The following is a 24,281-nucleotide window of genomic DNA, read 5'->3' as shown; positions in this document are numbered from 1 at the left end:
CCCGGCAGACATTAGGCAAAGCCCGCCATAACCGCCAGCCGATTTTCGCGGGCCTCAATCAGTAGCTTTGTGAAACGCCGCACAGGGATCATCTCGTTCGACCTCAGGCGCATCCAGAACGGCGTCAAACGTCCCTTGGATCGCCCCCGCTTCGGATTGCCCCAACACAAACACGCGCAAACCCGGCTGCATGCGGGCCAGGAAGCTGGGAATGCCCCAATCCTTGCGCGCATGACCATTCCCAGTGATCACAACAACAGGACCGCCCGTGTCCTCAATCGCGGTAAGGATCGCGCGGGTCAGCACCGCATCCCGCAGGCGTTGGATTTGAACCAGTACCGGAGCCATCTCGGCAGGCAGTGCGTCACAGTGTGCTGCCATCTGCCCAGCTTCGCGCGCGGACTTTTCCTCGTCTGGAAGGGGAACGGTCAACCCATAGCGCGCTGCATCTGCACCAAGTGCCACGGCGGGGCCCGCATCCATCGCCGCCATCGCTGCCTCACGCGGAACAAGGGCGCCGTAGATGGGGGCGTCGGGCGCTGCATTGAAGATCGGAAGGTACATGGACAGCGGCGGCCACCCCAACTCGGCCCAACGGATCGCAGCCGCCAGTTTTTCCGGGTCAGAAATGAGCTTGCGGTTGATCCTCTTCGCACCCTCGTCTGTCAGCATCTCCCACACCATGGCACGGGGTTCCAGCGCGGCCACAACGTCGCGTTGAACGCGGTGATGCACGGGATTGTCGTGCACCTCGCCCACAATCACCACATCAGCGCCCGCCATCTTCAGCATAATCTCGTCCGGCACCAGTTCATACGCCAAGGCCGCCCGGATCGGGGCGGCCACAAACGCCACACAGGCGCAGATCAGAATCGTCATGTGTCTCATACGAGGAAGTGTTGCACCTCGTGCGATTCAGCTTCAAGGCTTTTGCGCATCTTGGCAAAAGCGGCGGCTTCAAGTTGCCGAACCCGCTCTTTGGACAGATTTAGTTCCTGCCCCAAACTCTCGAGCGTGCGGGGCGTATCGCGCAGTTTGCGTTCGCGGATGATGAACTGTTCACGCGCGTTCAATGCACCCATAGCCTTGAGCAGCCATTCCCGCAGTTGCGCTGTATCATGGGCGTTTTCCACATGCTCGGCGGCCTGTTCGCTTTCATCCTCAAGCGCATCAATCCACTCGCGGCCTTCTTCATCCGCGGACTGCACAGCGTTGAGAGAGAAATCAGATCCGGCCAAACGTCCATGCATCATTTCCACATCGCGCAGGGGTACACCGATTTCCAGAGCGATCATCTGATGCAATTGATGCCGATCCAACGCCCCCCCTTCGCTCGCAGCCTCGCGTTCAAACTTGGCCTGGACGCGACGCATGTTGAAGAACAGCGATTTCTGGGATGAGGTCGAACCGGTTCGAACCATTGACCAGTTGCGCATCACATAGTCCTGGATGCTCGCCTTGATCCACCAAACCGCATAGGTCGAAAAGCGCACGCCCCGATCCGGGTCGAATTTGTCGGCCGCCTTCATCAGTCCCAGTCCAGCTTCCTGGATCAGGTCATTCATTGGTGCGCCGTAACGCTTGAACTTGGCCGCCATCGAAATAGCTAAACGCATATATGCGTTGATCAACCGGTGCAGCGCCTCTTCGTCGCGGTGGTCCCGCCACGCATAGGCCAGCGCCCGTTCGGTTTCAGCATCCAGCAGTTCTGCCTTCATCGCTTTGCGCGACATTGACGTGTCGCGTGCATTGTCCAAGGCCATACATCTCTCCCCAAATGTCCGGCACGCCTGCCGTGGCTTGTTTTGCGCGTACACAGTCGATACGCAGGGAAACGTCAGGCGGATCAAAATTAAGGTAAGAACTTGTTTCCAAAATTCACCTTTATCTTTGGGGGTGCCGCATCAGGCAAATCGGCCTATGCCGAGCAACTCGTTGTTTCGTCAGAAAAAAACAGGATCTACCTGGCCACATCACAAGTATTTGATGCTGAAATGCAGGCCAAAATCGACCGCCATCTTGTGCAGCGCGGGTCTGGTTGGCGCACAATTGAAGCCCCGTTAGAGCTGGCAGACACCCTGTCCGAGTTGACCGCAGACGACATCTGCCTGATCGACTGCGCCACCATGTGGCTGAGCAATCATCTGCTGGCCGAAAGCGACATGAACGCGGCCCAAGACCGATTGCTGGCCGCCATCTCGGGCACCGCTGCCAGGGTGGTCGTCGTCTCAAACGAGGTTGGCCAAGGGATCGTTCCGGGCAACGCCCTGGCCCGCCAGTTCCGCGAGGCGCAGGGGCGACTCAATATCATCTTGGCCGCCCAAGCCGATCTCGTGATCTCGGTCACGGTCGGCCTACCTCATGTCCTGAAAGGACAATTGCCATGACCACAACCCGCCTTCATATGGTCCGCCATGGGCCAACCCATGCCAAATCCATGGTGGGGTGGTCCGATTTGCCCGCTGATCTGAGCGACACCGCGGCCATCACACGCCTGTCTGATCATCTGCCGCATCCAGCAACGGTGATTTCATCGGACCTCTCGCGGGCTGCAGACACTGCAAGCGCGATCCAGGGCAGTCGCACGCGTCTGCCGCACCATGCTGATCTGCGCGAAATCAACTTCGGCGATTGGGAACTCCGGCGCTTTGCCGAGATCGAGGCCGAAGACCCGGCCCGCATCCGCGCCTATTGGGAAACACCCGGCGATGTGCGCCCCCCAAATGGCGAGAGCTGGAACGAGGTCTGCGCCCGTGTGGATACCGCCGTCGACACGCTGATTGCAGACTATGGGGGCCGTGACCTGATCATCGTGGCGCATTTCGGGGTGATCCTGACCCAAGTTCAACGCGCGCTGCGGCTGGACGCCAACGAGGCCTTTGGCCATCGGATCGACAATCTGTCGGTGACAGAGCTGTCCCATCGCGCGGATGGCTGGGACGTCCACCGGATCAATCACCTTCCGTGATGTAAGGGCGCACAAAAATCCAATTTACCGATAGGTTCGGTGAGTTTTACCCTCGCGCGTATGACTTATGACCTTTTCATCGGAGATCGGCTGTTTTCCAGCTGGTCCATGCGCGGGTGGCTGATGCTCGAGAAATTCGGCATCCCCCACCGGACCCACATGATCGGCCTTTATTCCGGAACCATGGCAGCCGATATGACCCCTCTGGCCCCGGCTCGTCTGGTCCCGACACTGCGCACGCCAGCCGGGACGGTTGTCGGAGAAAGCCTGGCCATGGCCGAGACACTGGCCGAGGAAAACCCCAACGTGGGTCTTTGGCCTTCGGACCCCGCCGCCCGTGCCGCGGCACGGTGGCTCTGTGCCGAGATGGTTGCAGGTTTCAGTTCCTTGCGGGGTGAATGCCCAATGCAGCTCTTGCAGTGTTACGAGGGGTTCACCCCCTCGCCTGAAACTCTGACCGATCTGGCGCGGATCGAAACCCTTTGGGCGCATGCGCGCGCGGTGTCTGGTGATGAAACCGGGCCACTCTTTGGGGCCTATTCTCTGGCGGACGTTTTTTACACCCCCGTAGCGGCGCGGATTATCGGTTATGGCTTGCCCGTGTCGGCCGCGAACCGGGCCTATTGTCTGGAACTGCTGTCGGATACCTCGGTGCGGCAATGGCGGGCGATGGGGATGACCAAAAGCTATGACCCCTGGCCCTATCCCGTCGACCTGCCGACGCAGCCTTGGCCGGTTGGTACGGATCGCAAAGCGGTTGCCGTCTACTCTGGCCCATCCGTTAATGACAATTGCCCCTACTCGGGCAAGCCAGTGCAGGATTTCCTGGAGCTCGACGGACAGATCTGGGGCCTGTGCAACCCGTTCTGTCGGGACAAAACCGTGGCCGACCCCGAGGCCTGGCCCGCGTTCGTGGAAATGATCGGGGCGCGTTAACCTTTCCTAAACCACGCGGGCGCTAGCAATGTCTTGTTAACCAATGAGCAGGACTGAAATGGTCGCCCGCGCTTACACTGTTGCTTTCCAAGGCGTTGACGCCCGACTGGTCGAGGTGCAATGCGCCGTGACCCCCGGCCTGCCTGCCTTTTCCATCGTCGGCCTGCCTGACAAGGCCGTGTCAGAGGCCCGCGATCGGGTGCGCTCGGCGCTCAGTTCGATGGCCATCGCGCTGCCATCGAAACGGATCACCATCAACCTGTCGCCCGCCGATCTGCCCAAGGAGGGGAGCCATTTCGATCTACCTATTGCGCTGTCTTTGCTGGCCGCCTTGGAGATTGTCCCGACCGAAACCGCCGAACAGACCGTCGCCTTGGGGGAATTGTCCCTCGACGGGTCGCTGGTTCCTGTCGTAGGAGCCCTGCCGGCCGCTATGGCGGCTGCCACCGACGAGCGCATGCTGCTCTGCCCGCAAGCCTCCAGCGCCGAGGCCGCCTGGGTCGATGCGGCACAGGTGATCGGCGCGGACACATTGGCTGCCGTGGTGCGCCACTACACCGGGCAGGCGCCGCTTTCGCCCGCGACACGCGGCGAGGTTCACACCGATCCATTTTCCAAAGACCTGCGCGACGTCAAGGGGCAGGAACGCGCCAAACGTGCGCTGGAAATTGCCGCCGCCGGCCGCCACCACATGATCATGATCGGCACGCCCGGATCGGGCAAATCCATGCTGGCAGCGCGCATCCCGGGCATCCTGCCGCCGCTCACAGCGATGGAGGCGCTCAGCACTTCGATGATCCACTCGCTCAGCGGTTTGTTGGACGAGGGTGGCATTTCCCGCACCCGCCCGTTTCGCGAACCCCATCACACCGCCTCCATGGCGGCCATCGTGGGGGGCGGCAAAGGAGCAAAGCCGGGGGAGATTTCGCTGGCTCACAACGGAGTGCTTTTCATGGACGAGTTCCCCGAGTTCTCGCGCACCGTATTGGAAACCCTGCGCCAGCCCATCGAGACCGGGGAGGTCATGGTCGCCCGTGCCAATGCGCATGTGAAATACCCCTGCAAATTCATGCTGGTGGCCGCCGCCAACCCTTGCAAATGCGGATACATGACAGACCCCGCCCGCGCCTGTTCCCGCGCGCCGGTCTGTGGCGAAGATTACCTGGGGCGCATCTCTGGCCCCTTGATGGACCGGTTCGATCTGCGGATTGAGGTACCCCCAGTGGGCTTTGCCGATCTCGACCTGCCGCCTTCAGGCGATACATCCGAAACCGTCGCCGCCCGCGTGGCCGCGGCGCGTCAGGTACAGACCGAGCGGTTCAAGGACACGTCCGATGCCGCCCAAAACGCCGATGCCGAAGGCAAGGTGCTGGAAGAGATCGCGACCCCAGATCCCGAGGGCAAAGAGATCCTGCTCAAAGCCGCCGACCGCTTTGGCCTGTCGGCGCGCGCCTATCACCGCATCTTGCGGGTGGCGCGCACGATTGCCGATCTAGAAGGGGCCGAAACCGTGCGCAAACCGCATGTGGCCGAGGCATTGAGCTTTAGGATCACAACCAAGGCTTATGCTTGAACCTTGGCCTCAATCGCTTGCCAGATCTTTTCGGCGATGTTGACGCCATCGAACCGCTCCAGCTCTTGAATACCGGTGGGTGAGGTCACGTTGATCTCGGTCAGATAGTCGCCAATAACGTCGATGCCGACAAAGATCTGACCCTTTTTGCGCAACAGTGGCCCGATGGCGGCACAGATTTCCAGGTCACGGTCTGTCAGGCCGATCTTTTCGGGCCGTCCACCGACGTGCATGTTCGAGCGCGTCTCACCTGCCGCCGGGACACGGTTGATCGCTCCAACCGGCTCGCCATCCACCAAGATCACCCGCTTGTCGCCATTGCTGACGTCGGGCAGGAATTTCTGCACGATCAGCGGCTCGCGGCTGAACCCGGTGAACAGCTCATGCAGCGACGACAGGTTGCGGTCGTTGGCGTCCAGACGGAACACGCCCGCGCCGCCGTTGCCATACAAAGGCTTGAGGATGATGTCGCCGTGCTTGGCCTTGAACGCCTTGATGGTGTCCAGATCGCGGGCAATCGTGGTGGGTGGGGTCAGGTCGGGGAAATCCAGAACCAACAGCTTTTCAGGATAGTTGCGCACCCAGAACGGATCATTGACCACCAGCGCCTGCCCCTTGAGCCGGTCCAGCAGATGGGTCGAGGTGATGTAATGCATGTCAAACGGTGGGTCCTGGCGCAGCCAGACCACATCGAAATCGGCCAGATCGACCTCGCGCATCTCTCCCAGAACGGCAGGGTCGCCTGCGACCCGCTGCACGGTCATGTCATAACCGCGCGCAGTGATCCGCCCCTCTTGATAGGCCAGGTGGTCGGGGCTGTAGTAGAACAGCTCATGGCCCCGCGCCTGCGCCTCTTCGGCAAGGCGGAACGAGCTGTCCGCGTTGATGTCCACATTCCCGATCGGGTCCATCTGAAAGGCGATTTTCATGGCGCGTCCTTCGTATCTGATGCCCGATACATGGCTCAGACACGAGGCGGGTTCAATGGCCTTTACCCCAGACCGATTGCGTTCTCATGGATTTGAACGCGTCCCTGCATATCCACCAATGCCACATCGAACCGCGTTTCTGTCAGCTGGCCTTTGGGCTCGCCCGCCAAAAATTCGGCCCCTGCCATGTAGATCCGCTCCATCTGATGCGGACCCAAACGCAACGCCGCCTGCGCAAAGCTACGACTTTTCTTGACCTCGACAAAGATAACCGCGTCCCGGTCCCGCAGGACTAGATCAATCTCTCCCGCGGCGCCACGCCAGCGGGTGTCCGCAACTTGCAGCCCAAGCGCCTCATAGGCGCGCGCAACAATCGCTTCGGCCGCAACCCCACCGTGGTAGGCTGCCTCACCACGCGATTGTCGATTGGACATGTCACCCTTTCCCGATTTTCAGCGCCTTTTGATAAAGCGGCCTGCGCGGAAGCCCGTACATCTTCGACACCAGATCCGCCGCATCCTTTACCGAATGGCTTTCCAGCGCCTGTTTAAGCGCTGTTTCTACGTCTTCTTCGTTAACAGGACCTGAACGGGCGCGGTCCACCAGCACCACGATCTCACCCTTTACAGGGGCATCAGCCAGCGAGTCGGCCAGTTCTTGCAAAGTACCGCGCCGCACCTCTTCGAACTTCTTTGTCAATTCGCGACAAAGGGCGGCCGGGCGTTCAGCGCCCAATACCAGCGCCATATCCGACAGGCTGGCCGCGACCCGTTTGGGCGATTCGTAAAAAGCCAACGTACCAGGGATCTCGCGCAACTCTTCCAAGCGGTTGCAGCGCGCGGATTTGGCGTTCGGCAAGAAACCCGCAAAGAAAAACGCATCCGTCGGCAACCCTGCCAAAGTCAGAGCTGTTACCACCGCCGTTGCACCCGGTGCAGCAGTCACCAGGTGCCCCGCCTCAGACGCCGCAAGGCTCAGGTCATACCCGGGATCGGCGATCAACGGCATGCCTGCCTCGGACGCGTAGGCAACCGATTGCCCAGCCTCAAGCGCCGCCAGGACCTTGGCCCGTGCGCCCGCGCCGCTGTGATCGTGATAGGCAAGAATGTACCGCCCATCCATCGGCACACCGTGGATTTCCATCAACCGGCGCAGGCTCCGCGTGTCCTCGGCCGCGATCATGTCCGCCGAGGCCAGCACGTCCAACGCGCGCAAGGTGATGTCCCGAGCCGTGCCAATCGGTGTGCCGACAAAGTAGAGCCCCGAGGGCAATCTGACCTTTTGGTGATTCAACGCTGGACCCGACCTTTCTGACGTTTATTATCGCGGCTTGTAGAATAACTCGGCTGAACAAGGCCGGATGAGGGAGTTTTGATTTAGATGTTTGCCGCTTTGAAGTCGACCCGCAAGGTGACCCTGTCGATCCTTGGCCTGGCCACCGCCGCATTATTGGCAGCCTGTGAGCCCGGTGGAATCACCAGCGGCGGACCGTCGATCAACACCTCGAAACCCGTGCCAGTGGCCCTTTTGGTACCCAAAGGCTCGGCTCAATCAGGGGATGCGGTTCTGGCGCAGAGCCTGGAGAACGCCGCGCGTTTGGCCATTGGCGATCTATCGAATGTTCAAATTGACCTGCGCGTCTATGACACCGCAGGCGACGCGGGCACGGCATCTGCCGTTGCGCAGCAAGCCGTCAGCGATGGGGCCAAGATCATCCTGGGGCCGGTCTATGCGCAAGCCGCCAACGCCGCGGGTCTGGCGGTTCTGAACAAGAACATCAATGTTCTGTCCTTCTCGAACAACACCAACATTGCGGGCGGCAATGTCTTTGTCCTGGGGCCGACCTTTGACAACACAGCCAAACGTCTGACCAGCTATGCTGCCGCAACCGGCAAGGGCAACATCGTTGTTGTACACAGCAACGACGAGGGCGGCCAATTGGGCCGTACGGCGATCACCAATGCGATCAACTCAACCTCGGCCAGCCAGGGGGGCTCGGTGGCTTATGAGCGGTCGCAACAGGGGGTCATAAATGCGATCCCGCAAGTCAAATCCACGGTCGAAGGCAGCGGCGCGCAGTCGATCTTTTTCACTGCAACCACTGCTGGCGCGCTGCCGCTGTTTACACAACTCCTACCCGAAGCGGGCGTGTCAAACGTAGATACCCAATACATTGGTCTGACCCGCTGGGACATTCCCACGCAGACGCTTGAACTGCCCGGTGTTCAGGGCGGTTGGTTTGCCCTGCCCGATCCCGCCAAATCGCAGAACTTCAAATCCCGTTATTCAGCCGCTTACGGCGGGGCCCCGCATCCCATCGGTGGGCTGGCTTATGATGGAATCGCTGCAATTGGTGCTTTGGTTGGATCCGGCAACTCGAACGCGTTGACCGGGGCTGCCCTGACACAAAGCGCCGGTTTCCAGGGTGTCAGCGGCATCTTCCGCTTGCTGCCCAATGGCACCAACGAGCGCGGCCTTTCGGTCGCTACAATTCAAGACAAGCAGGTTGTCGTGATCGACCCTGCGCCACAGAGCTTCTCCGGTGCCGGTTTCTGAACTAACCCCATCAAACCCGTTGGTGCCCCAGTCTGCGGGCACTTTGATCTGCGAACCAAATGACATCTTTGACGCTGACACCATCCGTCAGCGCATTGATGCCATCGTAGACGATACATCCGACAACGCTGCCATCCGCAATCAGGTGGTTGGTGTGCTGCGCGACGTGCAAAAGGCAGGTCGCGCCAAAATAGCCGAGGCTTTTGCCACAGCGCCCTTCGCCGCCCGCCCCCTGACCCGGTCCTATACCTATCTGACCGATGGTTTGGTGCGTGCGACGCTATATGTTGCAAGCGAAATTCTGCACCCGCTCGCCAACCCGACCCAAGGCGAACGCATCGCCGTGATGGCCGTTGGGGGGTATGGACGCGGAGAGATGGCACCATTTTCGGACGTCGATCTGCTGTTCCTGACGCCCTACAAGATCACCGCGTGGGCCGAGAGCGTGATTGAATCCATGCTCTACATGCTGTGGGATCTACGCCTGAAAGTCGGCCACTCCTCCCGCACCATCAAGGACTGCCTGCGCCTTGGGGCCGAGGATTTCACCATCCGCACCGCGATGCTGGAACAACGGTTCCTCGCCGGTCACGCCCCCTTGGCCAAAGAATTGGACGAGCGCCTGAAGACTGAGCTGTTCAAAGGTTCCGGCCAGGAGTTCATCGAGGCAAAGCTGGCCGAAAGGGACTTGCGCCACCGCAAGCAGGGCGAGCGGTACATGGTCGAGCCCAATGTGAAAGAGGGCAAGGGTGGCCTGCGCGATCTGCAATCGCTCTATTGGATCGCCAAATACCTCTACAGCGTGCAAGACGTGGAAGAACTGGTGCCCCTGGGCCTGTTCACCCCGGACGAGTTTGACACATTTGTTCAGGCCGAAAGCTTTCTGTGGGCCGTGCGCTCACACCTGCATCTGGTGACCAACCGCGCCACCGAACAGCTGACTTTTGACCTGCAGGTCGAGGTGGCCGCGCGCATGGGATACGAAGATCGCGCCGGACGTCGCGCGGTCGAGGTCTTTATGCAGAAGTATTTCCGCGAGGCGACCCGGGTTGGAGAACTCACGCGCATTCTGCTGACCAAACTGGAAGCCGCACATATGAAAAGCGAGCCATTGCTGGAGCGCATTTTCCGTCGTCGCCCCAAGGTCAAGGCAGGCTACAAGGTTGTGCATGGGCGGCTGGATGTGGCTGACCCGAAAAAGTTTCTGTCAGACAAGCTGAACTTGCTGCGGCTGTTTGACGAGGGGCTCCGCACCGGCATGCTGATCCATCCTGACGCCATGCGTCTGGTGACGGCGAACCTGGCGCTGATCGATGACGAGATGCGCGGCGACAAGGAAGCACAGCGGATATTCCTCGATCTGATGCTCAAGCACGGCAATCCGGAACGCGCCCTGCGTCGGATGAACGAGCTTGGCGTTCTGTCGGCGTTCATACCCGAGTTCGAGCCCATCGTCGCGATGATGCAGTTCAATATGTATCACAGCTACACGGTGGACGAGCATACGATACAGTGCATCACCAACCTGGCGATGATCGAGAAAAGCGAGCTGGTCGAAGAGCTGCCGCTGGCTTCGAGCATCCTCAAAGAGGGGGTGAATCGCAAGGTGCTTTATGTGGCACTGCTGCTGCACGACATTGGCAAGGGCCGCTCCGAGGACCACTCGATCCTGGGGGCCAGGATCACCCGCAAGGTCGCACCGCGTCTGGGGCTGAACAAATCCGACTGCGAGACAGTCGAATGGCTGGTGCGGTATCACCTGCTGATGTCGGACATGGCGCAGAAACGCGACATCTCGGACCCACGCACAGTCAGGGACTTTGCCAAGGCGGTGCAGACGGTCAAACGCCTCGACCTGCTGACGGTTCTGACCGTGTGTGACATTCGGGGCGTCGGCCCTGATACCTGGAACAATTGGAAAGCCACCCTGCTGCGCGCCCTGCACAGCGAGACCAAGCGTGCGCTTGAGACAGGGATGGAAGACCTCAACCGCGAGAACCGTGGAACCGAGGCCAAGAAAGCTCTGCGCGCTGCTCTGGCGGATTGGAGCAAAGCAGAGCTCAAGGCGGAAACGGCGCGCCATTATGACCCCTATTGGCAAGGGCTGCAGACAGAAACACAGGTCGAGTTTGCTGACATGCTGCGCGCGCTTGAAGCTTCGGGTGATCCCGGCGACATCGAAATCCGGCTTCACCCTGATGAAGATCGCGACGCGACCCGCGCTTGTTTCGCGATGTGGGATCACCCGGGCATTTTCTCGCGGGTTGCCGGGGCTTTGGCGTTGGTCGGGGCGAACGTTGTGGATGCCCGCAGCTATACGACCAAAGACGGCTATGTCACCGATGCGTTCTGGATCCAGGACGCCGAGGGGCGCCCTTATGAAACCGATCGCCTGCCGCGTCTGACGCAGATGATCCACAAGACCCTCAAGGGCGAAGTGGTGGCACGGGACGCATTGAAGTCCCGGGACAAGATCAAAAAGCGCGAAAAGGCGTTCAACGTTCCGACACACATCACCTTCGACAACGAAGGGTCCGAGATCTACACGATCATCGAGGTTGATACCCGCGACCGGCCCGGCCTGCTCTATGATCTGGCGCGTGCGCTTGCCGGAACCAACGTGTACATTGCCAACGCGGTCATTGCGACCTACGGCGAGCAGGTGGTCGACACGTTCTATGTCAAGGACATGTTTGGGCTGAAGTACCACGCCGAAAGCAAACAACGCACATTGGAAAAGAAGCTGCGCGAGGCAATCACCGAAGGCGCAAAGCGGGCCAACGCATGAAGGCGTCACGTCTGACCTCGGGTTTTCTGACGGTGGGGTTCTGGACGCTGGCCAGCCGCGTTCTGGGCTTTCTACGGGAAATCCTGCTTACCTCGCTGATCGGTCCGGGGCCTGTGATGGACGCTTTTGTGGTGGCCTTTCGCCTACCCAATATGTTCCGCCGCTTCTTTGCCGAAGGTGCGTTCAACGCGGCCTTTGTGCCGATGTTTTCGAAAAAGTTCGAAGGCGGCGAAAATGCCGAAGGCTTTGCAAATCAAACCCTGAACGTGCTTGGCCTGATGGTTCTAGCCTTGGTGGGTCTAGGCATGGTGGCGATGCCCGCCTTTGTCTGGTTGACCGCGAATGGCACCTATGGGGACGAGCGGTTCGATCTGGCCGTTGGATACGGCTATGTCGTTTTTCCCTACATCTTTTTCATGGCACTTGCGGCGCTGTTTTCGGGTGTCCTGAACTCGGTAGGCCGGTTTGCTGCCTCTGCTGCGGCGCCTGTGCTGCTCAACATCTTTACCTGCAGCGCTATGATTCTTGGCGCCATCCTGGGCGGAGAAGTCATCACCTGGCTGATCTGGACCATTCCCGTCGCTGGGGTGGCGCAATTGGCACTGGTGTGGATTGCGACCGAACGCGCGGGGATCTCCTTGCGCCCCAGCCTGCCCAAATGGGGACCGGAGATGTCGAACCTAGTGCGGATCGCGATCCCGGCTGCCCTGGCTTCGGGCGTGGTGCAGGTGAACCTGCTGGTTGGGCAATTCGTGGCTTCGGGTACCGAAAAAGCCATGAGTTGGTTGTTTGTAGCGGACCGTCTGTACCAGTTGCCGCTTGGCGTTGTGGGCATTGCCGTCGGCATCGTCCTGCTGCCTGAATTGTCGCGCCGATTGCGCGCGCAAGATGATACCGGCGCGCGCGATGCCTATTCCCGCGCCGGAGAGTTTGCGCTGATGCTCACGGTGCCCTCGGCCGTCGCGTTCATGGTGATGCCACTTCCGTTGGTTTCGGTCCTGTATGAGCGCGGGCAAACCACGTCTGACGATGTTGCAGCCATTGCCGTTGCAGTTTCGATCTACGGCGTTGGCCTGCCTGCCTTTGTGCTGCAAAAGCTGCTGCAACCGCTGTACTTCGCGCGTGAGGATACGCGGTCGCCCTTCCGTTATGCAGTTGTGGCCATGGTCGTGAACGCGGCGTTGGCTTTTGGATTGCAGCCATGGTTGGGGTGGCTTGCCCCGGCAATCGCGGCAACGGTTTCGGCTTGGGCGATGATCGGGCTCTTGATGTGGGGGGCGCGTGGCTATGGTTCAGTTGCCCGATTCGACGCGCGTTTCAAATCCCGCGCCTGGCGGATCATCGTGGCTTCGGCCGTTATGGGCATTGCTTTGTGGTTTGCGGCTTTGACATTCGCAGCCCCCCTGCAAGCACCAGGCTGGCGGTATCTGGCGCTGCTCTGTCTGGTCCTCTTTGGTGCTGCGGTCTATTTTGGTGTGGGTCAGTTGATCGGCGCCTTTCGGCTGGCCGAGTTCAAACGATCCTTGCGGCGCGGTTAAGCGTTAGTCGCGCTGCAACAAACGTCGGATCCGCGCCCACCCGCCCGGAACGAACAGGAACGACAGTCCAAACCCGGTTGCAAAACCGCCCAGATCAGCCACCCAGTCCTTTGTCCCGCCAAAGATCAGGCCAAACACAAGCTGGATCCCCATCAGCATGGCGATCAGAGAAAACGCCCGGCTTTGGTTTTCCCCGACCAGTGACAGGTTGACCCAAAGCAGAAAAGTGAACGCCCCGATCAGGCCATACACGGCGGGAAACCCACCGACCAACGGATAGGGTTCGGTCAGAAGGATGGCATAAAGCAGCGCACCACCGATCCCGGACAGAACAAAGATCAGCAGCATGGCAACGCTGCCGAACACCTCGGCCACCATCTTGCCCATGGCCAGCACAAAGACGCACACGAAAATGGTCTGCGTGAACGAGCCATGCACAAACGGATAGGTCACGAACCGCATCATCTGGTCCAAGGGCCAACGCCCGGTCTCCCACATCCAGGCGAAAATCTCGCCTGAAAACGCATAGGTCTGGATCGCGCTCAACCGCCACCCGACCGCCTCGGGTCCGCCGACGATGCCCCGCGACCCCAAGGTGAACGCCAACTCGATCCCCATGATGAACAGACACAGTGCCACCACGACGGGTGGCAGCGGGTTGACCGCTTGGGGGTTGGGATTGCTGCTCATGATCGGGCCTCCTTTACGGGGGACTGTTGACGTCCTTTGGCCTCATGGGTAAGCGACATGGGCCTATTATTCCAGACGGGAGTTGTCTGACATGTCCGAGACCCAATTCACGCCGCGTGTGTTTTCCGGCATCCAGCCTTCGGGCGGTTTGACGCTGGGGAACTACCTGGGTGCGATCAAACGCTTTGTGGACATGCAAGGTGAAGAGTTCGAAACCGTCTATTGCATGGTCGACCTGCATGCGATCACGGCCAAGTTTCTGGAGCCCGAGACGCTGCGCAAGAACACGCGTGAGCTCTGCGCCGGGTTCATCGCCTCCGGTATCGACCCGGAAAAATCGATCCTGATCAACCAGAGCCAGGTGCCCGAACACGCGCAGCTGGGGTGGATCTTCAACTGCGTCGCCCGGATGGGCTGGATGCAGCGGATGACCCAGTTCAAGGACAAGGCAGGCAAGAACGCGCAGAACCAGTCGCTGGGGTTGTTTGCCTATCCTGCGCTGATGGCCGCCGACATCCTGATCTACCACGCCACCCATGTGCCGGTGGGCGAGGACCAGAAACAGCACGTCGAGCTAACCCGCGACATCGCAGCCAAGTTCAACCACGACTATGGCGTCGATTTCTTCCCAATGGCCGAGCCGGTGATCGAAGGTGCGGCAACGCGCGTGATGTCCCTGCGTGATGGGTCCAAGAAGATGTCGAAATCCGACCCGTCAGATGCCAGCCGCATCAACATGACCGATGACGCAGACGCCATCGCCAAGAAGATCCGTAAAGCCAAGACTGACCCTGATGCCCTGCCATCCGAAGCCAAAGGCCTGGAAGAGCGGCCCGAGGCGCGCAACCTGGTCAACATCTATGCCGCCTTGAGCGAGCAATCGGTGGACCAGGTGCTGACCGAGGTGGGCGGCAAGCAGTTTGGCGAGTTCAAGCCGATGCTGGCGGAATTGGCGGTCGACAAGCTGGCCCCGATTTCCAGCGAGATGGCGCGTCTGATGAACGAACAGGACGAGATTGACCGCATCCTGACCCGTGGCGCCGAGCGCGCGAGAGAGATCACGGCCCCGATCCTGCGCCAGACCTATGACATCGTTGGCATGGTCCCGCCTGTACAAATCTGATCCAACGCCAGCTGACAATCACCGGTCGACTTTCAAAGGTCGGCCGGTTTTCTTTTGCCCTGTCGTTATCACGATTGCATTGCAGCCCCCACACAGGTCTGGACTTCTGACCCATTCTCACCCAAGTTTCACAGTGAGAGAGGGAGACAATCATGGCAACCGGCACCAACATCCGCACCTATTTCGAAGGCACCTGGCATGATGGCAACGTCCCGATCATGCGCGCGGCCGACCATGGCGCCTGGTTGGGGTCAGGGGTGTTTGACGGCGCCCGGTTCTTTGACGGTCTGACCCCGGATCTGGACGCGCATTGCGCCCGTACCAACCGTTCAGCCGAAGCGTTGATGCTGACCCCCACAGTTTCGACCGAGGAGATGGTCGAGATCGCCCGCGAAGGGCTCAAGGCTTATGGCAAAGACACCGCCGTCTACATCCGCCCGATGTACTGGGGCATCGACGGCGACCCGACCGCGATTGTTCCGCAGCCCGACTCGACTGGTTTCGCGCTATGCCTGGAAGAGATCCCGATGGCCGCGCCCGAGGCCTCGGTCACGCTGACCACGACCCGCTTTCGTCGCCCCGTGCTGGAAGATGCCGTCGTCAATGCCAAGGCTGGATGCCTGTATCCCAACAACGCCCGGATGCTGAAAGAGGCACGCGCAAAAGGGTTCAACAACGCGCTGGTGGCCGACGCCATGGGCAATGTGGCCGAGACCGCCACCGCCAACATTTTCATGGTTCGTGATGGCGAGGTGTTCACGCCGATCGCCAACGGCACCTTTCTGGCCGGGATCACGCGCGCACGTCACATCAAGAACCTGCAGGCCGATGGCGTAAAGGTTCACGAGGCCGTCCTGTCGTTCCAGGATTTCCATGACGCGGACGAGATTTTCATGTCCGGCAACATGAACAAAGTGACGCCGGTGACGGCTCTGGACGATACGCAATTCCAGATTGGCCCTATCGCCCGCAAAGCACGTGCGCTTTATTGGGATTGGGCGGCGTCAGCCGGGTAAACCTCTGGACCGAATAAGAAACCCTGTTATTGCAAGCCCTCGTCCCGTAATGCATGATCCGGTGAAAGAGGATAATTGCCCATGCGTAAGTTTCTTGTCGTCCTGGATGACAGCCGTGAATGTCTGAATGCCATGCGTTTTGCTGCGATGCGCGCGTCGCACACCGGCGGCGGCGTGGCCGTTCTGTCGATCATTCCGCCGGACGAGTTCAACCACTGGATCGGCGTCGGTGAGGTGATGCGCGAAGAAGCCCGCGAACGCATTCACGCGCATTTCGAGGTGTTCGCCAAATGGATGCGCGACAAGCAGCATGTTGAGCCTGAGTTGATCATTCGCGAAGGCGAAGCGGTGAACGAAATCATCGCGCAGGTTCAGGAAGATTCCGAAATCGGCGTTCTGGTTCTGGGCGCAGGCACCGACAAAAAGGGGCCTGGCCCGCTGGTGTCACAGCTCAGCCGGTCGTCCGGATCACTGCCGATCCCGATCACCATCGTGCCCGGCGATCTGAGCAAGGAAAAACTTGAAGCGATCACCTGAGGGCGGGCTATGACGGGGCGCATTCAATTCTGGTTCGAATTCGCATCGACCTATTCCTATCTCAGCGCCATGCGGATCGAAGATGCCGCCGCGCGTCATGGGGTTGCCGTTGACTGGCAGCCCTTTTTGCTTGGGCCGATCTTTGCGGCGCAGGGCTGGGACAACTCTCCCTTCAACATCTATCCCGCCAAGGGTCGCTATATGTGGCGTGACATGGAGCGCCTATGTGCGGCGCGCGATTTGCCGTTTGTGCGGCCCGATCCTTTTCCGCAAAACGGGCTGATGGCAGCACGGTTGGCGCTGGTGGCAAAGCAGCAGGGTCGGATCGGGCCCTTTGTTCGAGCTGTTTATGCAGCGCAGTTCGGGCGGGGCTTGCCCATTTCGGACGCCGGGGTTCTGGCCGAATGCTGGTGCGCGGCTGGTTTGCAAGCAACCCTGATCCAGGACGCAAGCGCCCCCGAGACCAAAGCCGCGTTGCGCGCTCAATCCGACAAAGCGCAAAAGCTGGACCTGTTTGGTGCCCCAAGTTTTATCGCGGGGGACGAGCTTTTTTGGGGCGATGACCGATTGGACGAAGCGCTAATGCACGCCGCATCAATTTAGAACGGTTCCAATTATTGACTTCCCGCGCCCATGACCGCATATCAGATGCACGCATCATGGAGGCTGCTCATGTTCATTCAAACCGAATCGACGCCGAACCCGGCGACGTTGAAATTCCTGCCCGGCCAGACCGTGCTCGAAATGGGCACCGCAGACTTCCCCTCGGCCGAAGCGGCCACCAAATCCCCCCTCGCTGCGCGCATCTTTACCGTCAGCGGCGTGACCGGTGTGTTCTTTGGCAACGACTTTGTCACCGTCACCAAAGACGACGCGGTTGAATGGGATCATATCAAACCCGCCATCCTGGGTGCGGTGATGGAGCATTATCAATCCGGTCAGCCCGTGATGGCAGACGATGCCCAAGCGGCCTCGGGCCACGCAGAACACACCGGCGAAGACGGCGAAGTTGTCGACCAAATCAAGGAACTGCTCGACAGCCGTGTGCGCCCTGCGGTGGCACAAGACGGTGGCGACATCACGTTCCACGGCTTTGATCGCGGCGTGGTCTATCTGCATATGCAAGGCGCCTGCGCTGGTTGCCCCTCGTCAACCTTGACGCTGAAAATGGGCATCGAGAACCTGCTGCGCCACTACATCCCCGAGGTGACCGAGGTGCGCCCCGTTGCGGTCTGACCCGTGACCAGCTTGACGCATAACCCCAAGACACTGTCAGGGCGCTGCTATTGCGGCGCCCTTTGCATTCAGGCCCCTGCCCCTGCTCAGGTCGTTACCTACTGCCATTGCAGCGACTGCCGCCGCGTGACAGGCGGGCCGGTTGCGGCTTTTGCTGCCTTTGCGCCGGAAGTCATTGAAATCCTGCCGACTTGGCCAGATCCGGTTGAGATCAACCCCGGGATCAAACGCTGGTTCTGCCGTACCTGCGGCTCGGCCATGGCCGCGTGGTTCGATTACCTGCCAGACCAGATTTACGTACCGCTTGGCGTGATTGATCAGATCGAAGATCTGCAACCGGCATTGCACTGTCACGCGGATAATGCACCCCACTGGCTGCACCTGGACGATGGTTTGCCGCGTGACAATGGCTCGGGGCGGGATTATCTGCACGCCCAATCTGCCCCAGATACAGGACCCACCGAATCATGAGCACTCTCATTCTAGCGTTTGATACGTCGGGGCCGTTCTGCGCCGCGGCCTTACTGCGGGATGGCGATGTGCTTGTAGCGCGAAGCGAAGAAATGAAGCGCGGGCAGGCAGAACGCCTGATGCCACTGCTGGAGGAGGTCCTGGCCGAAGGTGGGGCCACGTGGCAGGACTTGACGGCTATCGGAGTGGGTACGGGCCCCGGGAATTTCACCGGCATCCGCATTTCGGTTTCGGCGGCACGGGGTTTGGCCCTGGGATTAAAAGTGCCTGCTGTCGGCGTGACCGGTTTCGAATCCCTTGATGCTATCGCACCAGAGGGCACCTTGCCGACGATTCCCGCCCCGCGCGATCACGTCTATGTCCGTCGCAACGGGCAAGAGGCAGAACTCTTGCCGCGGGCTGATCTGGAAGCAACTGCCAAGCTGTATCTCGTACCAAGCGGGTCGGAAACGGCCGTTTCCATCGCCCGAATTGCAGCGGATCGCTTTGCTCAGGCGAACACGCCACCCGCCCCTTTCTACCTTAGACCGGCTGACGCAGCCCCCTCTCGCGACGTGCCGCCTGTACTGCTGGACGAATGACGAACGCCCTGACCCCAGCTCAAATGGCCGTCACCCACAAGGCGGCGTTCACCCAGTCACGTCCTTGGAGTGAAACAGAATTTTCCGATCTTCTGTCCAACCGATTCACCTTTGCCATTGGCGACAAACGGTGTTTTGCCCTGATCCAGCTGATCGCCGGAGAGGCCGAGTTGCTGACCATCGCAACCCACCCCGGCCACCAACGTCAGGGTTTGGCAGCAATGGTCATGACGGCTTGGCATGAGCAAGCGATGCACCAGAACGCCGAACGTGCGTTTCTTGACGTGGCGGCCGATAACGCTCCGGCCATTGCGCTTTATCGCAAGTGCGGATATGCGCCCCACGGCCGCAGACACGGCTATTACAAGCGTTCCGCCAAGGAGAGTATCGACGCCATCGTGATGCAACGGGCCTTGCCCTAACGGAAACCCCGCGATTCTTGGACCATCCGGTCAAAAAGCGGTTGATTCTTTGGGCTGGCTCCGTCCTTAATTGCCGGTATCATTGCAATTCTGAACGAATGCACGGCCCCGGCACAGACTGGGCGTCCGAAACAAAAACCAACGGGAGTACAAAATGACCCTCATGAAATCGCTGATGGGAGCCGCAGCCTCGCTGGCGCTGACCGCAGGGGCCGCTCTGGCCGAACCCGCGCTGATCTTTGACCTGGGTGGCAAGTTCGACAAATCCTTTAACGAAGCGGCCCACAACGGCGCGTCTCGTTGGGCCGAAGAGACCGGCGGCAAGTACCGCGAAATCGAGCTGCAGTCCGAAGCGCAGCGCGAGCAGGCCCTGCGGCGCTTTGCCGAAGCTGGCGCCAACCCGGTGATCACCATGGGCTTTGCCATGGCCGACCCGCTGAGCGCTGTTGCGGCTGATTACCCCGACACCAAGTTCGTTGCGGTTGACGTCACTTGGCTGGATGCCCCGAACGTGCGTCAGATCGGTTTTGCTGAGCACGAAGGGTCGTACCTGGTTGGTATGATGGCCGCGATGGCTTCGAAATCCGGCACCGTGGGCTTCATCGGTGGCATGGATATCCCGCTGATCCGTCACTTTGGCTGCGGTTATGCCCAAGGCGCCAAGGCTGTGAACCCCGACGTCAACATCGTGGCCAACATGACCGGAACCACCCCGACCGCATGGAACGACCCGGTCAAGGGCTCGGAGCTGACCAAAGCGCAAATCGCGCAAGGTGCTGACGTGATCTATGCTGCTGCTGGTGGCACCGGCGTTGGTGTTCTGCAGACCGCAGCCGACGAAGGCATCCTGTCGATCGGCGTGGACAGCAACCAGAACCACCTGCACCCCGGCAAGGTCCTGACCTCGATGCTCAAGCGCGTGGACGTGGCCGTTTATGACGCGATGAAAGCAGGCGCGGACGTTGAAACCGGTGTCTTCACCATGGGTCTGGCCGAAGAAGGCGTCGGCGTTGCAATGGACGACAACAACGCCTCGCTGGTCAGCGATGACATGAAGGGCGCAGTTGAAACTGCACGTCAGGACATCATCGACGGCAAGACCACAGTTGTCAGCTATTACGAAAATGACAGCTGCCCTGCTGTAAGCTTCTAATCGCTTATCCGCGTGGGCCGGTGACACCACCGGCCCGCCTTTCACCTCCCCCGCGCGCCTATGGCGACAGATCGCCATTCCGTTCGCGCCCCTCTTCGGCCATCGAGGTTAAATCATGACCGTCCCAGCCATCGAGCTAAAAGGGATTTCCAAATCCTTTGGCCCCGTCCAGGCAAACAAGGACATCTCTATCAGCGTCGCCCCCGGTACGATCCATGGGATCATCGGTGAAAACGGTGCGGGCAAATCCACGCTGATGAGTATCCTTTACGGATTCTACAAAGCCGACAAAGGCGAGATCTGGATCAACGGTGCAAAGACCGAGATCCCGGACAGCCAAGCCGCCATCGCAGCAGGCATCGGCATGGTGTTCCAGCACTTCAAACTGGTCGAGAACTTTACCGTTCTGGAAAATATCATCCTGGGTGCCGAAGATGGCGGACTGCTCAAGCCGTCGCTGGCCAAGGCGCGGAAAACGCTCGAGGAGTTGGCAGCCGAGTATGAGCTGAACGTGGACCCCGACGCCGTGATCGAAGAGATCGGCGTCGGCATGCAGCAACGGGTCGAGATCCTGAAGGCGCTTTATCGTCAGGCGGATATCCTGATCCTGGACGAACCCACCGGCGTGCTGACACCCGCCGAAGCCGATCAGCTGTTTCGCATCCTGCACCGCCTCAAGGATGAGGGTAAAACCATCATCCTGATCACGCACAAACTGCGCGAAATCATGGAGGCGACCGATACCGTCAGCGTCATGCGGCGCGGGCAGATGACGGCAACGGTCAAGACATCCGAGACCAACCCGCAGCATCTGGCCGAGCTGATGGTGGGCCGCAAGGTTCTGCTGCAGGTGGACAAGGTGCCTGCACAAGTCGGCAAACCGATTCTGGAGATCGAGAACCTGCATGTCACCGACGAAAAAGGTGTCGAGCGGGTGAAAGGCATCAACCTACAGGTCCGCGCGGGTGAAATTCTTGGCATTGCGGGCGTTGCTGGAAACGGGCAGTCCGAACTGCTTGAGGTTCTGGGCGGCATGCGTCCGGGCACCGGCAGCATTCGGTTGAACGGCGAGCCACTGGCGCTCAGTGGTCCGGGGTCGGATGCGCGCACCCGTCGGGCACAGCACATCGCCCATGTCCCCGAAGACCGGCAACGCGAGGGTCTGATCATGGACTTTCACGCGTGGGAAAACGTGGCCTTTGGCTATCACCACGACCCGGCCTATCAGAACGGGATTTTCATGAACAATGCCGCCTTGCGCGCCGACACCGAGCGCAAGATCGAAAAGTTTGATGTGCGCCCGCCGGACGGCTGGCTTGCGGCCAAGAACTTCTCGGGCGGAAACCAGCAAAAGATCGTGGTCGCCCGCGAGATTGAACAGAACCCCGACCTGCTACTGGTTGGTCAACCGACCCGTGGCGTCGACATCGGCGCGATTGAATTCATTCACCAGCAGATCGTTGCCCTGCGCGATAAGGGCAAGGCGGTTCTGCTGGTGTCGGTGGAGCTGGAAGAGATCTTTTCCCTATCCGACCGCATCGCCGTCATGTTCGACGGCCACATCATGGGCGAACGCCTGCCCCATGAAACGGACGAAAAAGAACTGGGCCTGCTGATGGCAGGCGTTGATGGAAAGGCCGCATAAGATGGACAAGATGCCCAAATGGGCCGACGTGGTCCTTATTCCCGTCATCAGCCTGATCCTGGCCGCAATCCTGTCGGCCCTGGTGATTTTGGCCATCGGTGAAGACCCGGTTGAAGCGGTGAACCTGATGGTCACCGGCGCGCTCGGTTCGACCTATGGCTGGGGCTATACGCTCTATTATGCCACCAACTTCATGTTCACCGGGCTGGCGGTGGCCGTGGCGTTCCATGCACGCATGTTCAACATCGGCGGCGAAGGTCAGGCGATGCTGGGCGGGCTTGGTGTGGCCATGGTTTGCCTTTATGTGCCATGGCCACATTGGTCATTGGCGTTGCTCGCCGCTTGTGCCGGCGCGATGATCTTTGGCGCGGCCTGGGCTGCGATCCCAGCCTATCTGCAAGCCAAGCGCGGCAGCCACATCGTGATCACCACCATTATGTTCAACTTCATCGCCGCTGCGGTGCTCAACTACATGCTGGTCAACGTGATGCGCCCCGAAGGGTCGATGGACCCTGCCTCGGCTCGTTTCCCTGAAGCGGTCCACTTGCCCACGTTGCACGAGCTGCTGGCCCCCATCGGCATCAGCTTTTCCAAGGCGGCACCAGCCAACGTCTCGCTTCTGGTCGCCGTTCTGGCGTGTTTCATCGTCTGGGCACTGATCTGGCGCACCAAGCTGGGCTATGAGATCCGCGCCTACGGCCATTCGGAAACCGGCGCGCTGTATGCTGGCATCTCACCGGTCAAGATCACCATGATCGCCATGCTGATTTCGGGTGCCTTGGCGGGGCTGATGGCCACCAACAACGTCATGGGCGAAGCAGAGCGGCTGGTTCTGAACTCGACCGAGGGCGCGGGATTTATCGGTATCGCCGTGGCCCTGATGGGGCGCAGCCATCCGTTTGGTGTGTTCCTGGCCGCGATCCTGTTTGGGTTCCTGTATCAAGGGGGCGCAGAACTGGCTCTGTGGACGTCGATCCCGCGCGAATTGATCGTGGTAATCCAGGCCTTGGTGATCCTGTTCACCGGAGCACTGGACAACATGGTGCGTATGCCGCTTGAGAAACTCTTCCTGGCCCTGCGGAAAGGCAAAGCGTGATGGATTTCCTGACGATCATCCAAGTTCTCGATTCGACGGTTCGCTTGGCCACACCGTTGCTGCTGGCCTGTCTGGCGGGGCTCTATTCCGAACGCGCGGGCATTTTTGACATCGGGCTTGAGGGCAAGATGTTGATGGCCGCCTTCTTTTCGGCGGCTGTTGCGGCGGTAAGTGGATCTGTTTGGCTGGGTCTGCTGGCCGGTATCGCCGCGTCACTGGTGTTGAGCGGACTGCATGGCCTGGCTTCGATCACGTTCCGGGGCAATCAGTTGATTTCCGGTGTTGCAATCAACTTTCTGGCGGCAGGACTATCAGTTCTAATTGCACAAAGCTGGTTCAAGCAAGGTGGACGCACCCCATCCCTAAAGAATGAAGCTCGCTTCGAAGGCTTGGAATGGCCATTTGCTATCGGCCCAACTGATGCGGAGCTTGCTGAAAAGCCGGTATCCGAACTCATTGCCGCAGCGCCTCCGGTTCATCAAGTTTACTCTGAGTTTCTATCAGGGCACTCTTTGCTCGTGTACCTGGCCTTCCTGATGGTCCCCGCAACATGGTGGGTTCTTTATCGGACCCGCTTTGGCCTGCGCCTACGGGCCGTGGGTGAAAACCCTGCCGCTGTGGACACAGCCGGTGTTTCCGTAGTGGGACTGCGATATGCGGCTGTCGCCATCTGCGGTGTTCTGTGTGGCATTGCTGGAGCGTATCTGGCCACGGCGCTACAGGCGGGTTTCGTCAAGGACATGACGGCTGGACGCGGGTTCATCGCCCTGGCGGCGCTGATCTTTGCCAAATGGCGTCCGTGGCAGGCAATGTGGGCTTGTCTGCTTTTTGGTCTGCTCCAAGCCATTGCGCTGAGGTTCCAGAATATCGACCTGGGCGGCGTGGTGATTCCCGTGCAGGTGATGGATGCCCTGCCCTATATCCTGACCGTGGTGATCCTGGCCGGCTTTGTCGGCAAGGCCATTCCGCCGCGCGCGGGCGGCGAACCCTATGTAAAGGAACGCTGATAGGTCCAGTTGGCTG

At 60.1% G+C, this 24,281-nt stretch carries 25 protein-coding genes; 19 read left to right on the top strand and 6 right to left on the bottom strand.

Annotated elements, in window-relative coordinates; genetic code table 11:
* Positions 1 to 54: 54 nt before the first annotated feature.
* A complete protein-coding gene (locus tag TRL7639_RS18995) occupies positions 55 to 879 on the bottom strand; it encodes a ChaN family lipoprotein (RefSeq protein WP_235820459.1) in 825 nt (274 codons plus the stop codon).
* A gap of 5 nt (positions 880 to 884) precedes the next feature.
* Entirely contained in the window at positions 885 to 1,763 is an 879-nt protein-coding gene (locus TRL7639_RS18990) for an RNA polymerase factor sigma-32 (protein WP_085797455.1), read from the bottom strand.
* A 102-nt stretch (positions 1,764 to 1,865) separates the two neighbouring features.
* Between TRL7639_RS18990 and cobU the strand changes: the two genes are divergently transcribed.
* From cobU to TRL7639_RS18970, 4 genes are read left to right on the top strand one after another with little or no spacing between them, the layout of a single operon-like run.
* On the top strand, positions 1,866 to 2,387 hold the full coding sequence (gene cobU, locus TRL7639_RS18985) for a bifunctional adenosylcobinamide kinase/adenosylcobinamide-phosphate guanylyltransferase (protein ID WP_085797454.1): 522 nt from the start codon (positions 1,866 to 1,868) through the stop codon (positions 2,385 to 2,387).
* Positions 2,384 to 2,968 carry a histidine phosphatase family protein gene (locus TRL7639_RS18980; protein ID WP_085797453.1) on the top strand — a complete coding sequence of 195 codons (585 nt, stop codon included), beginning with the start codon at positions 2,384 to 2,386 and terminating at the stop codon, positions 2,966 to 2,968. The genes cobU and TRL7639_RS18980 overlap by 4 nt, the downstream gene beginning before the upstream one ends.
* Positions 2,969 to 3,028: 60 nt before the next feature.
* Positions 3,029 to 3,904 (top strand): glutathione S-transferase, encoded by an 876-nt coding sequence (locus tag TRL7639_RS18975; protein ID WP_085797452.1) that lies wholly within the window; start codon positions 3,029 to 3,031, stop codon positions 3,902 to 3,904.
* 58 nt (positions 3,905 to 3,962) lie between these two features.
* Entirely contained in the window at positions 3,963 to 5,477 is a 1,515-nt protein-coding gene (locus TRL7639_RS18970) for a YifB family Mg chelatase-like AAA ATPase (RefSeq protein ID WP_085797451.1), read from the top strand.
* Here the strand turns inward: TRL7639_RS18970 and gshB are convergent.
* From gshB to rsmI, 3 genes are all read right to left on the bottom strand, one after another.
* The gene (gene gshB / locus TRL7639_RS18965; protein ID WP_085797450.1) at positions 5,468 to 6,406 is read right to left on the bottom strand and encodes a glutathione synthase; all 939 of its coding nucleotides are present in this window, start codon (positions 6,404 to 6,406) and stop codon (positions 5,468 to 5,470) included. The genes TRL7639_RS18970 and gshB overlap by 10 nt on opposite strands.
* Before the next feature lie 62 nt (positions 6,407 to 6,468).
* Positions 6,469 to 6,840 carry a YraN family protein gene (locus TRL7639_RS18960; RefSeq protein WP_085797449.1) on the bottom strand — a complete coding sequence of 124 codons (372 nt, stop codon included), beginning with the start codon at positions 6,838 to 6,840 and terminating at the stop codon, positions 6,469 to 6,471.
* Between the two features lies 1 nt (position 6,841).
* Positions 6,842 to 7,699: a 16S rRNA (cytidine(1402)-2'-O)-methyltransferase gene (gene rsmI / locus TRL7639_RS18955; protein WP_085797448.1), complete on the bottom strand. Its 858-nt coding sequence runs from the start codon at positions 7,697 to 7,699 to the stop codon at positions 6,842 to 6,844.
* 87 nt (positions 7,700 to 7,786) lie between these two features.
* Between rsmI and TRL7639_RS18950 the strand changes: the two genes are divergently transcribed.
* Genes TRL7639_RS18950 through murJ form a run of 3 tightly spaced genes read left to right on the top strand, consistent with a single transcriptional unit; the run spans position 7,787 to position 13,288 of the window.
* Complete coding sequence (locus TRL7639_RS18950) at positions 7,787 to 8,962, top strand: penicillin-binding protein activator (RefSeq protein WP_085797447.1); 1,176 nt, start codon at positions 7,787 to 7,789, stop codon at positions 8,960 to 8,962.
* A gap of 19 nt (positions 8,963 to 8,981) precedes the next feature.
* Entirely contained in the window at positions 8,982 to 11,750 is a 2,769-nt protein-coding gene (locus tag TRL7639_RS18945) for a [protein-PII] uridylyltransferase (protein WP_442345764.1), read from the top strand.
* Entirely contained in the window at positions 11,747 to 13,288 is a 1,542-nt protein-coding gene (murJ, locus tag TRL7639_RS18940; protein WP_085797445.1) for a murein biosynthesis integral membrane protein MurJ, read from the top strand. Before TRL7639_RS18945 ends, murJ begins: the two co-directional genes overlap by 4 nt.
* A 3-nt stretch (positions 13,289 to 13,291) precedes the next feature.
* On the opposite strand, the gene TRL7639_RS18935 is transcribed toward murJ, so the two are convergent.
* Positions 13,292 to 13,978 carry a rhomboid family intramembrane serine protease gene (locus tag TRL7639_RS18935; protein WP_085797444.1) on the bottom strand — a complete coding sequence of 229 codons (687 nt, stop codon included), beginning with the start codon at positions 13,976 to 13,978 and terminating at the stop codon, positions 13,292 to 13,294.
* A 91-nt stretch (positions 13,979 to 14,069) separates the two neighbouring features.
* Here TRL7639_RS18935 and trpS point away from each other — a divergent pair, with 91 nt between their 5' ends.
* The 12 genes from trpS to TRL7639_RS18875 all read left to right on the top strand — a co-directional run bounded on the left by trpS (position 14,070) and on the right by TRL7639_RS18875 (position 24,265).
* Positions 14,070 to 15,101 (top strand): tryptophan--tRNA ligase, encoded by a 1,032-nt coding sequence (gene trpS, locus TRL7639_RS18930; protein ID WP_085797443.1) that lies wholly within the window; start codon positions 14,070 to 14,072, stop codon positions 15,099 to 15,101.
* 152 nt (positions 15,102 to 15,253) lie between these two features.
* Complete coding sequence (locus tag TRL7639_RS18925; protein WP_085797442.1) at positions 15,254 to 16,117, top strand: branched-chain amino acid aminotransferase; 864 nt, start codon at positions 15,254 to 15,256, stop codon at positions 16,115 to 16,117.
* An 81-nt stretch (positions 16,118 to 16,198) separates the two neighbouring features.
* Positions 16,199 to 16,654: a universal stress protein gene (locus TRL7639_RS18920; RefSeq protein WP_085797441.1), complete on the top strand. Its 456-nt coding sequence runs from the start codon at positions 16,199 to 16,201 to the stop codon at positions 16,652 to 16,654.
* 9 nt (positions 16,655 to 16,663) lie between these two features.
* Complete coding sequence (locus TRL7639_RS18915; protein WP_085797440.1) at positions 16,664 to 17,257, top strand: 2-hydroxychromene-2-carboxylate isomerase; 594 nt, start codon at positions 16,664 to 16,666, stop codon at positions 17,255 to 17,257.
* Between the two features lie 69 nt (positions 17,258 to 17,326).
* Positions 17,327 to 17,890, top strand: coding sequence for a NifU family protein (locus tag TRL7639_RS18910; protein ID WP_085797439.1), 564 nt, complete (start codon positions 17,327 to 17,329; stop codon positions 17,888 to 17,890).
* Positions 17,891 to 17,893: 3 nt separating this feature from the next.
* Positions 17,894 to 18,361: a GFA family protein gene (locus TRL7639_RS18905; protein WP_235820456.1), complete on the top strand. Its 468-nt coding sequence runs from the start codon at positions 17,894 to 17,896 to the stop codon at positions 18,359 to 18,361.
* Entirely contained in the window at positions 18,358 to 18,942 is a 585-nt protein-coding gene (gene tsaB, locus TRL7639_RS18900; protein ID WP_085797438.1) for a tRNA (adenosine(37)-N6)-threonylcarbamoyltransferase complex dimerization subunit type 1 TsaB, read from the top strand. The genes TRL7639_RS18905 and tsaB overlap by 4 nt, the downstream gene beginning before the upstream one ends.
* Positions 18,943 to 18,965: 23 nt before the next feature.
* Entirely contained in the window at positions 18,966 to 19,364 is a 399-nt protein-coding gene (locus TRL7639_RS18895; protein WP_085797618.1) for a GNAT family N-acetyltransferase, read from the top strand.
* A 154-nt stretch (positions 19,365 to 19,518) separates the two neighbouring features.
* Entirely contained in the window at positions 19,519 to 20,517 is a 999-nt protein-coding gene (locus TRL7639_RS18890; RefSeq protein WP_085797437.1) for a BMP family lipoprotein, read from the top strand.
* Between the two features lie 115 nt (positions 20,518 to 20,632).
* Positions 20,633 to 22,162, top strand: a complete 1,530-nt coding sequence (locus TRL7639_RS18885; protein ID WP_085797436.1) for an ABC transporter ATP-binding protein — start codon at positions 20,633 to 20,635, stop codon at positions 22,160 to 22,162.
* Between the two features lies 1 nt (position 22,163).
* Positions 22,164 to 23,258 carry an ABC transporter permease gene (locus tag TRL7639_RS18880; protein WP_085797435.1) on the top strand — a complete coding sequence of 365 codons (1,095 nt, stop codon included), beginning with the start codon at positions 22,164 to 22,166 and terminating at the stop codon, positions 23,256 to 23,258.
* A complete protein-coding gene (locus TRL7639_RS18875) occupies positions 23,258 to 24,265 on the top strand; it encodes an ABC transporter permease (protein WP_085797434.1) in 1,008 nt (335 codons plus the stop codon). The genes TRL7639_RS18880 and TRL7639_RS18875 overlap by 1 nt, the downstream gene beginning before the upstream one ends.
* Positions 24,266 to 24,281 lie beyond the last annotated feature (16 nt).

It is taken from the genome of Falsiruegeria litorea R37 (assembly GCF_900172225.1).
Taxonomy (GTDB): domain Bacteria; phylum Pseudomonadota; class Alphaproteobacteria; order Rhodobacterales; family Rhodobacteraceae; genus Falsiruegeria; species Falsiruegeria litorea.
Note: the sequence above shows the minus strand (reverse complement) of the source record. Positions and strands in the feature narration are given on the sequence as shown.

Coding starts and splice junctions, on each gene's coding strand:
- TRL7639_RS18990 (WP_085797455.1), bottom strand. CDS start 1,763: ATGGCCTTGGACAATGCACGCGACACGTCAATGTCGCGCAAAGCGATG.
- TRL7639_RS18890 (WP_085797437.1), top strand. CDS start 19,519: ATGACCCTCATGAAATCGCTGATGGGAGCCGCAGCCTCGCTGGCGCTG.
- TRL7639_RS18925 (WP_085797442.1), top strand. CDS start 15,254: ATGGCAACCGGCACCAACATCCGCACCTATTTCGAAGGCACCTGGCAT.
- murJ (WP_085797445.1), top strand. CDS start 11,747: ATGAAGGCGTCACGTCTGACCTCGGGTTTTCTGACGGTGGGGTTCTGG.
- TRL7639_RS18950 (WP_085797447.1), top strand. CDS start 7,787: ATGTTTGCCGCTTTGAAGTCGACCCGCAAGGTGACCCTGTCGATCCTT.
- TRL7639_RS18995 (WP_235820459.1), bottom strand. CDS start 879: ATGACGATTCTGATCTGCGCCTGTGTGGCGTTTGTGGCCGCCCCGATC.
- TRL7639_RS18895 (WP_085797618.1), top strand. CDS start 18,966: ATGGCCGTCACCCACAAGGCGGCGTTCACCCAGTCACGTCCTTGGAGT.
- TRL7639_RS18975 (WP_085797452.1), top strand. CDS start 3,029: ATGACTTATGACCTTTTCATCGGAGATCGGCTGTTTTCCAGCTGGTCC.
- TRL7639_RS18875 (WP_085797434.1), top strand. CDS start 23,258: ATGGATTTCCTGACGATCATCCAAGTTCTCGATTCGACGGTTCGCTTG.
- trpS (WP_085797443.1), top strand. CDS start 14,070: ATGTCCGAGACCCAATTCACGCCGCGTGTGTTTTCCGGCATCCAGCCT.
- TRL7639_RS18910 (WP_085797439.1), top strand. CDS start 17,327: ATGTTCATTCAAACCGAATCGACGCCGAACCCGGCGACGTTGAAATTC.
- TRL7639_RS18915 (WP_085797440.1), top strand. CDS start 16,664: ATGACGGGGCGCATTCAATTCTGGTTCGAATTCGCATCGACCTATTCC.
- TRL7639_RS18960 (WP_085797449.1), bottom strand. CDS start 6,840: ATGTCCAATCGACAATCGCGTGGTGAGGCAGCCTACCACGGTGGGGTT.
- TRL7639_RS18920 (WP_085797441.1), top strand. CDS start 16,199: ATGCGTAAGTTTCTTGTCGTCCTGGATGACAGCCGTGAATGTCTGAAT.
- TRL7639_RS18880 (WP_085797435.1), top strand. CDS start 22,164: ATGGACAAGATGCCCAAATGGGCCGACGTGGTCCTTATTCCCGTCATC.
- TRL7639_RS18885 (WP_085797436.1), top strand. CDS start 20,633: ATGACCGTCCCAGCCATCGAGCTAAAAGGGATTTCCAAATCCTTTGGC.
- gshB (WP_085797450.1), bottom strand. CDS start 6,406: ATGAAAATCGCCTTTCAGATGGACCCGATCGGGAATGTGGACATCAAC.
- TRL7639_RS18935 (WP_085797444.1), bottom strand. CDS start 13,978: ATGAGCAGCAATCCCAACCCCCAAGCGGTCAACCCGCTGCCACCCGTC.
- TRL7639_RS18970 (WP_085797451.1), top strand. CDS start 3,963: ATGGTCGCCCGCGCTTACACTGTTGCTTTCCAAGGCGTTGACGCCCGA.
- TRL7639_RS18980 (WP_085797453.1), top strand. CDS start 2,384: ATGACCACAACCCGCCTTCATATGGTCCGCCATGGGCCAACCCATGCC.
- tsaB (WP_085797438.1), top strand. CDS start 18,358: ATGAGCACTCTCATTCTAGCGTTTGATACGTCGGGGCCGTTCTGCGCC.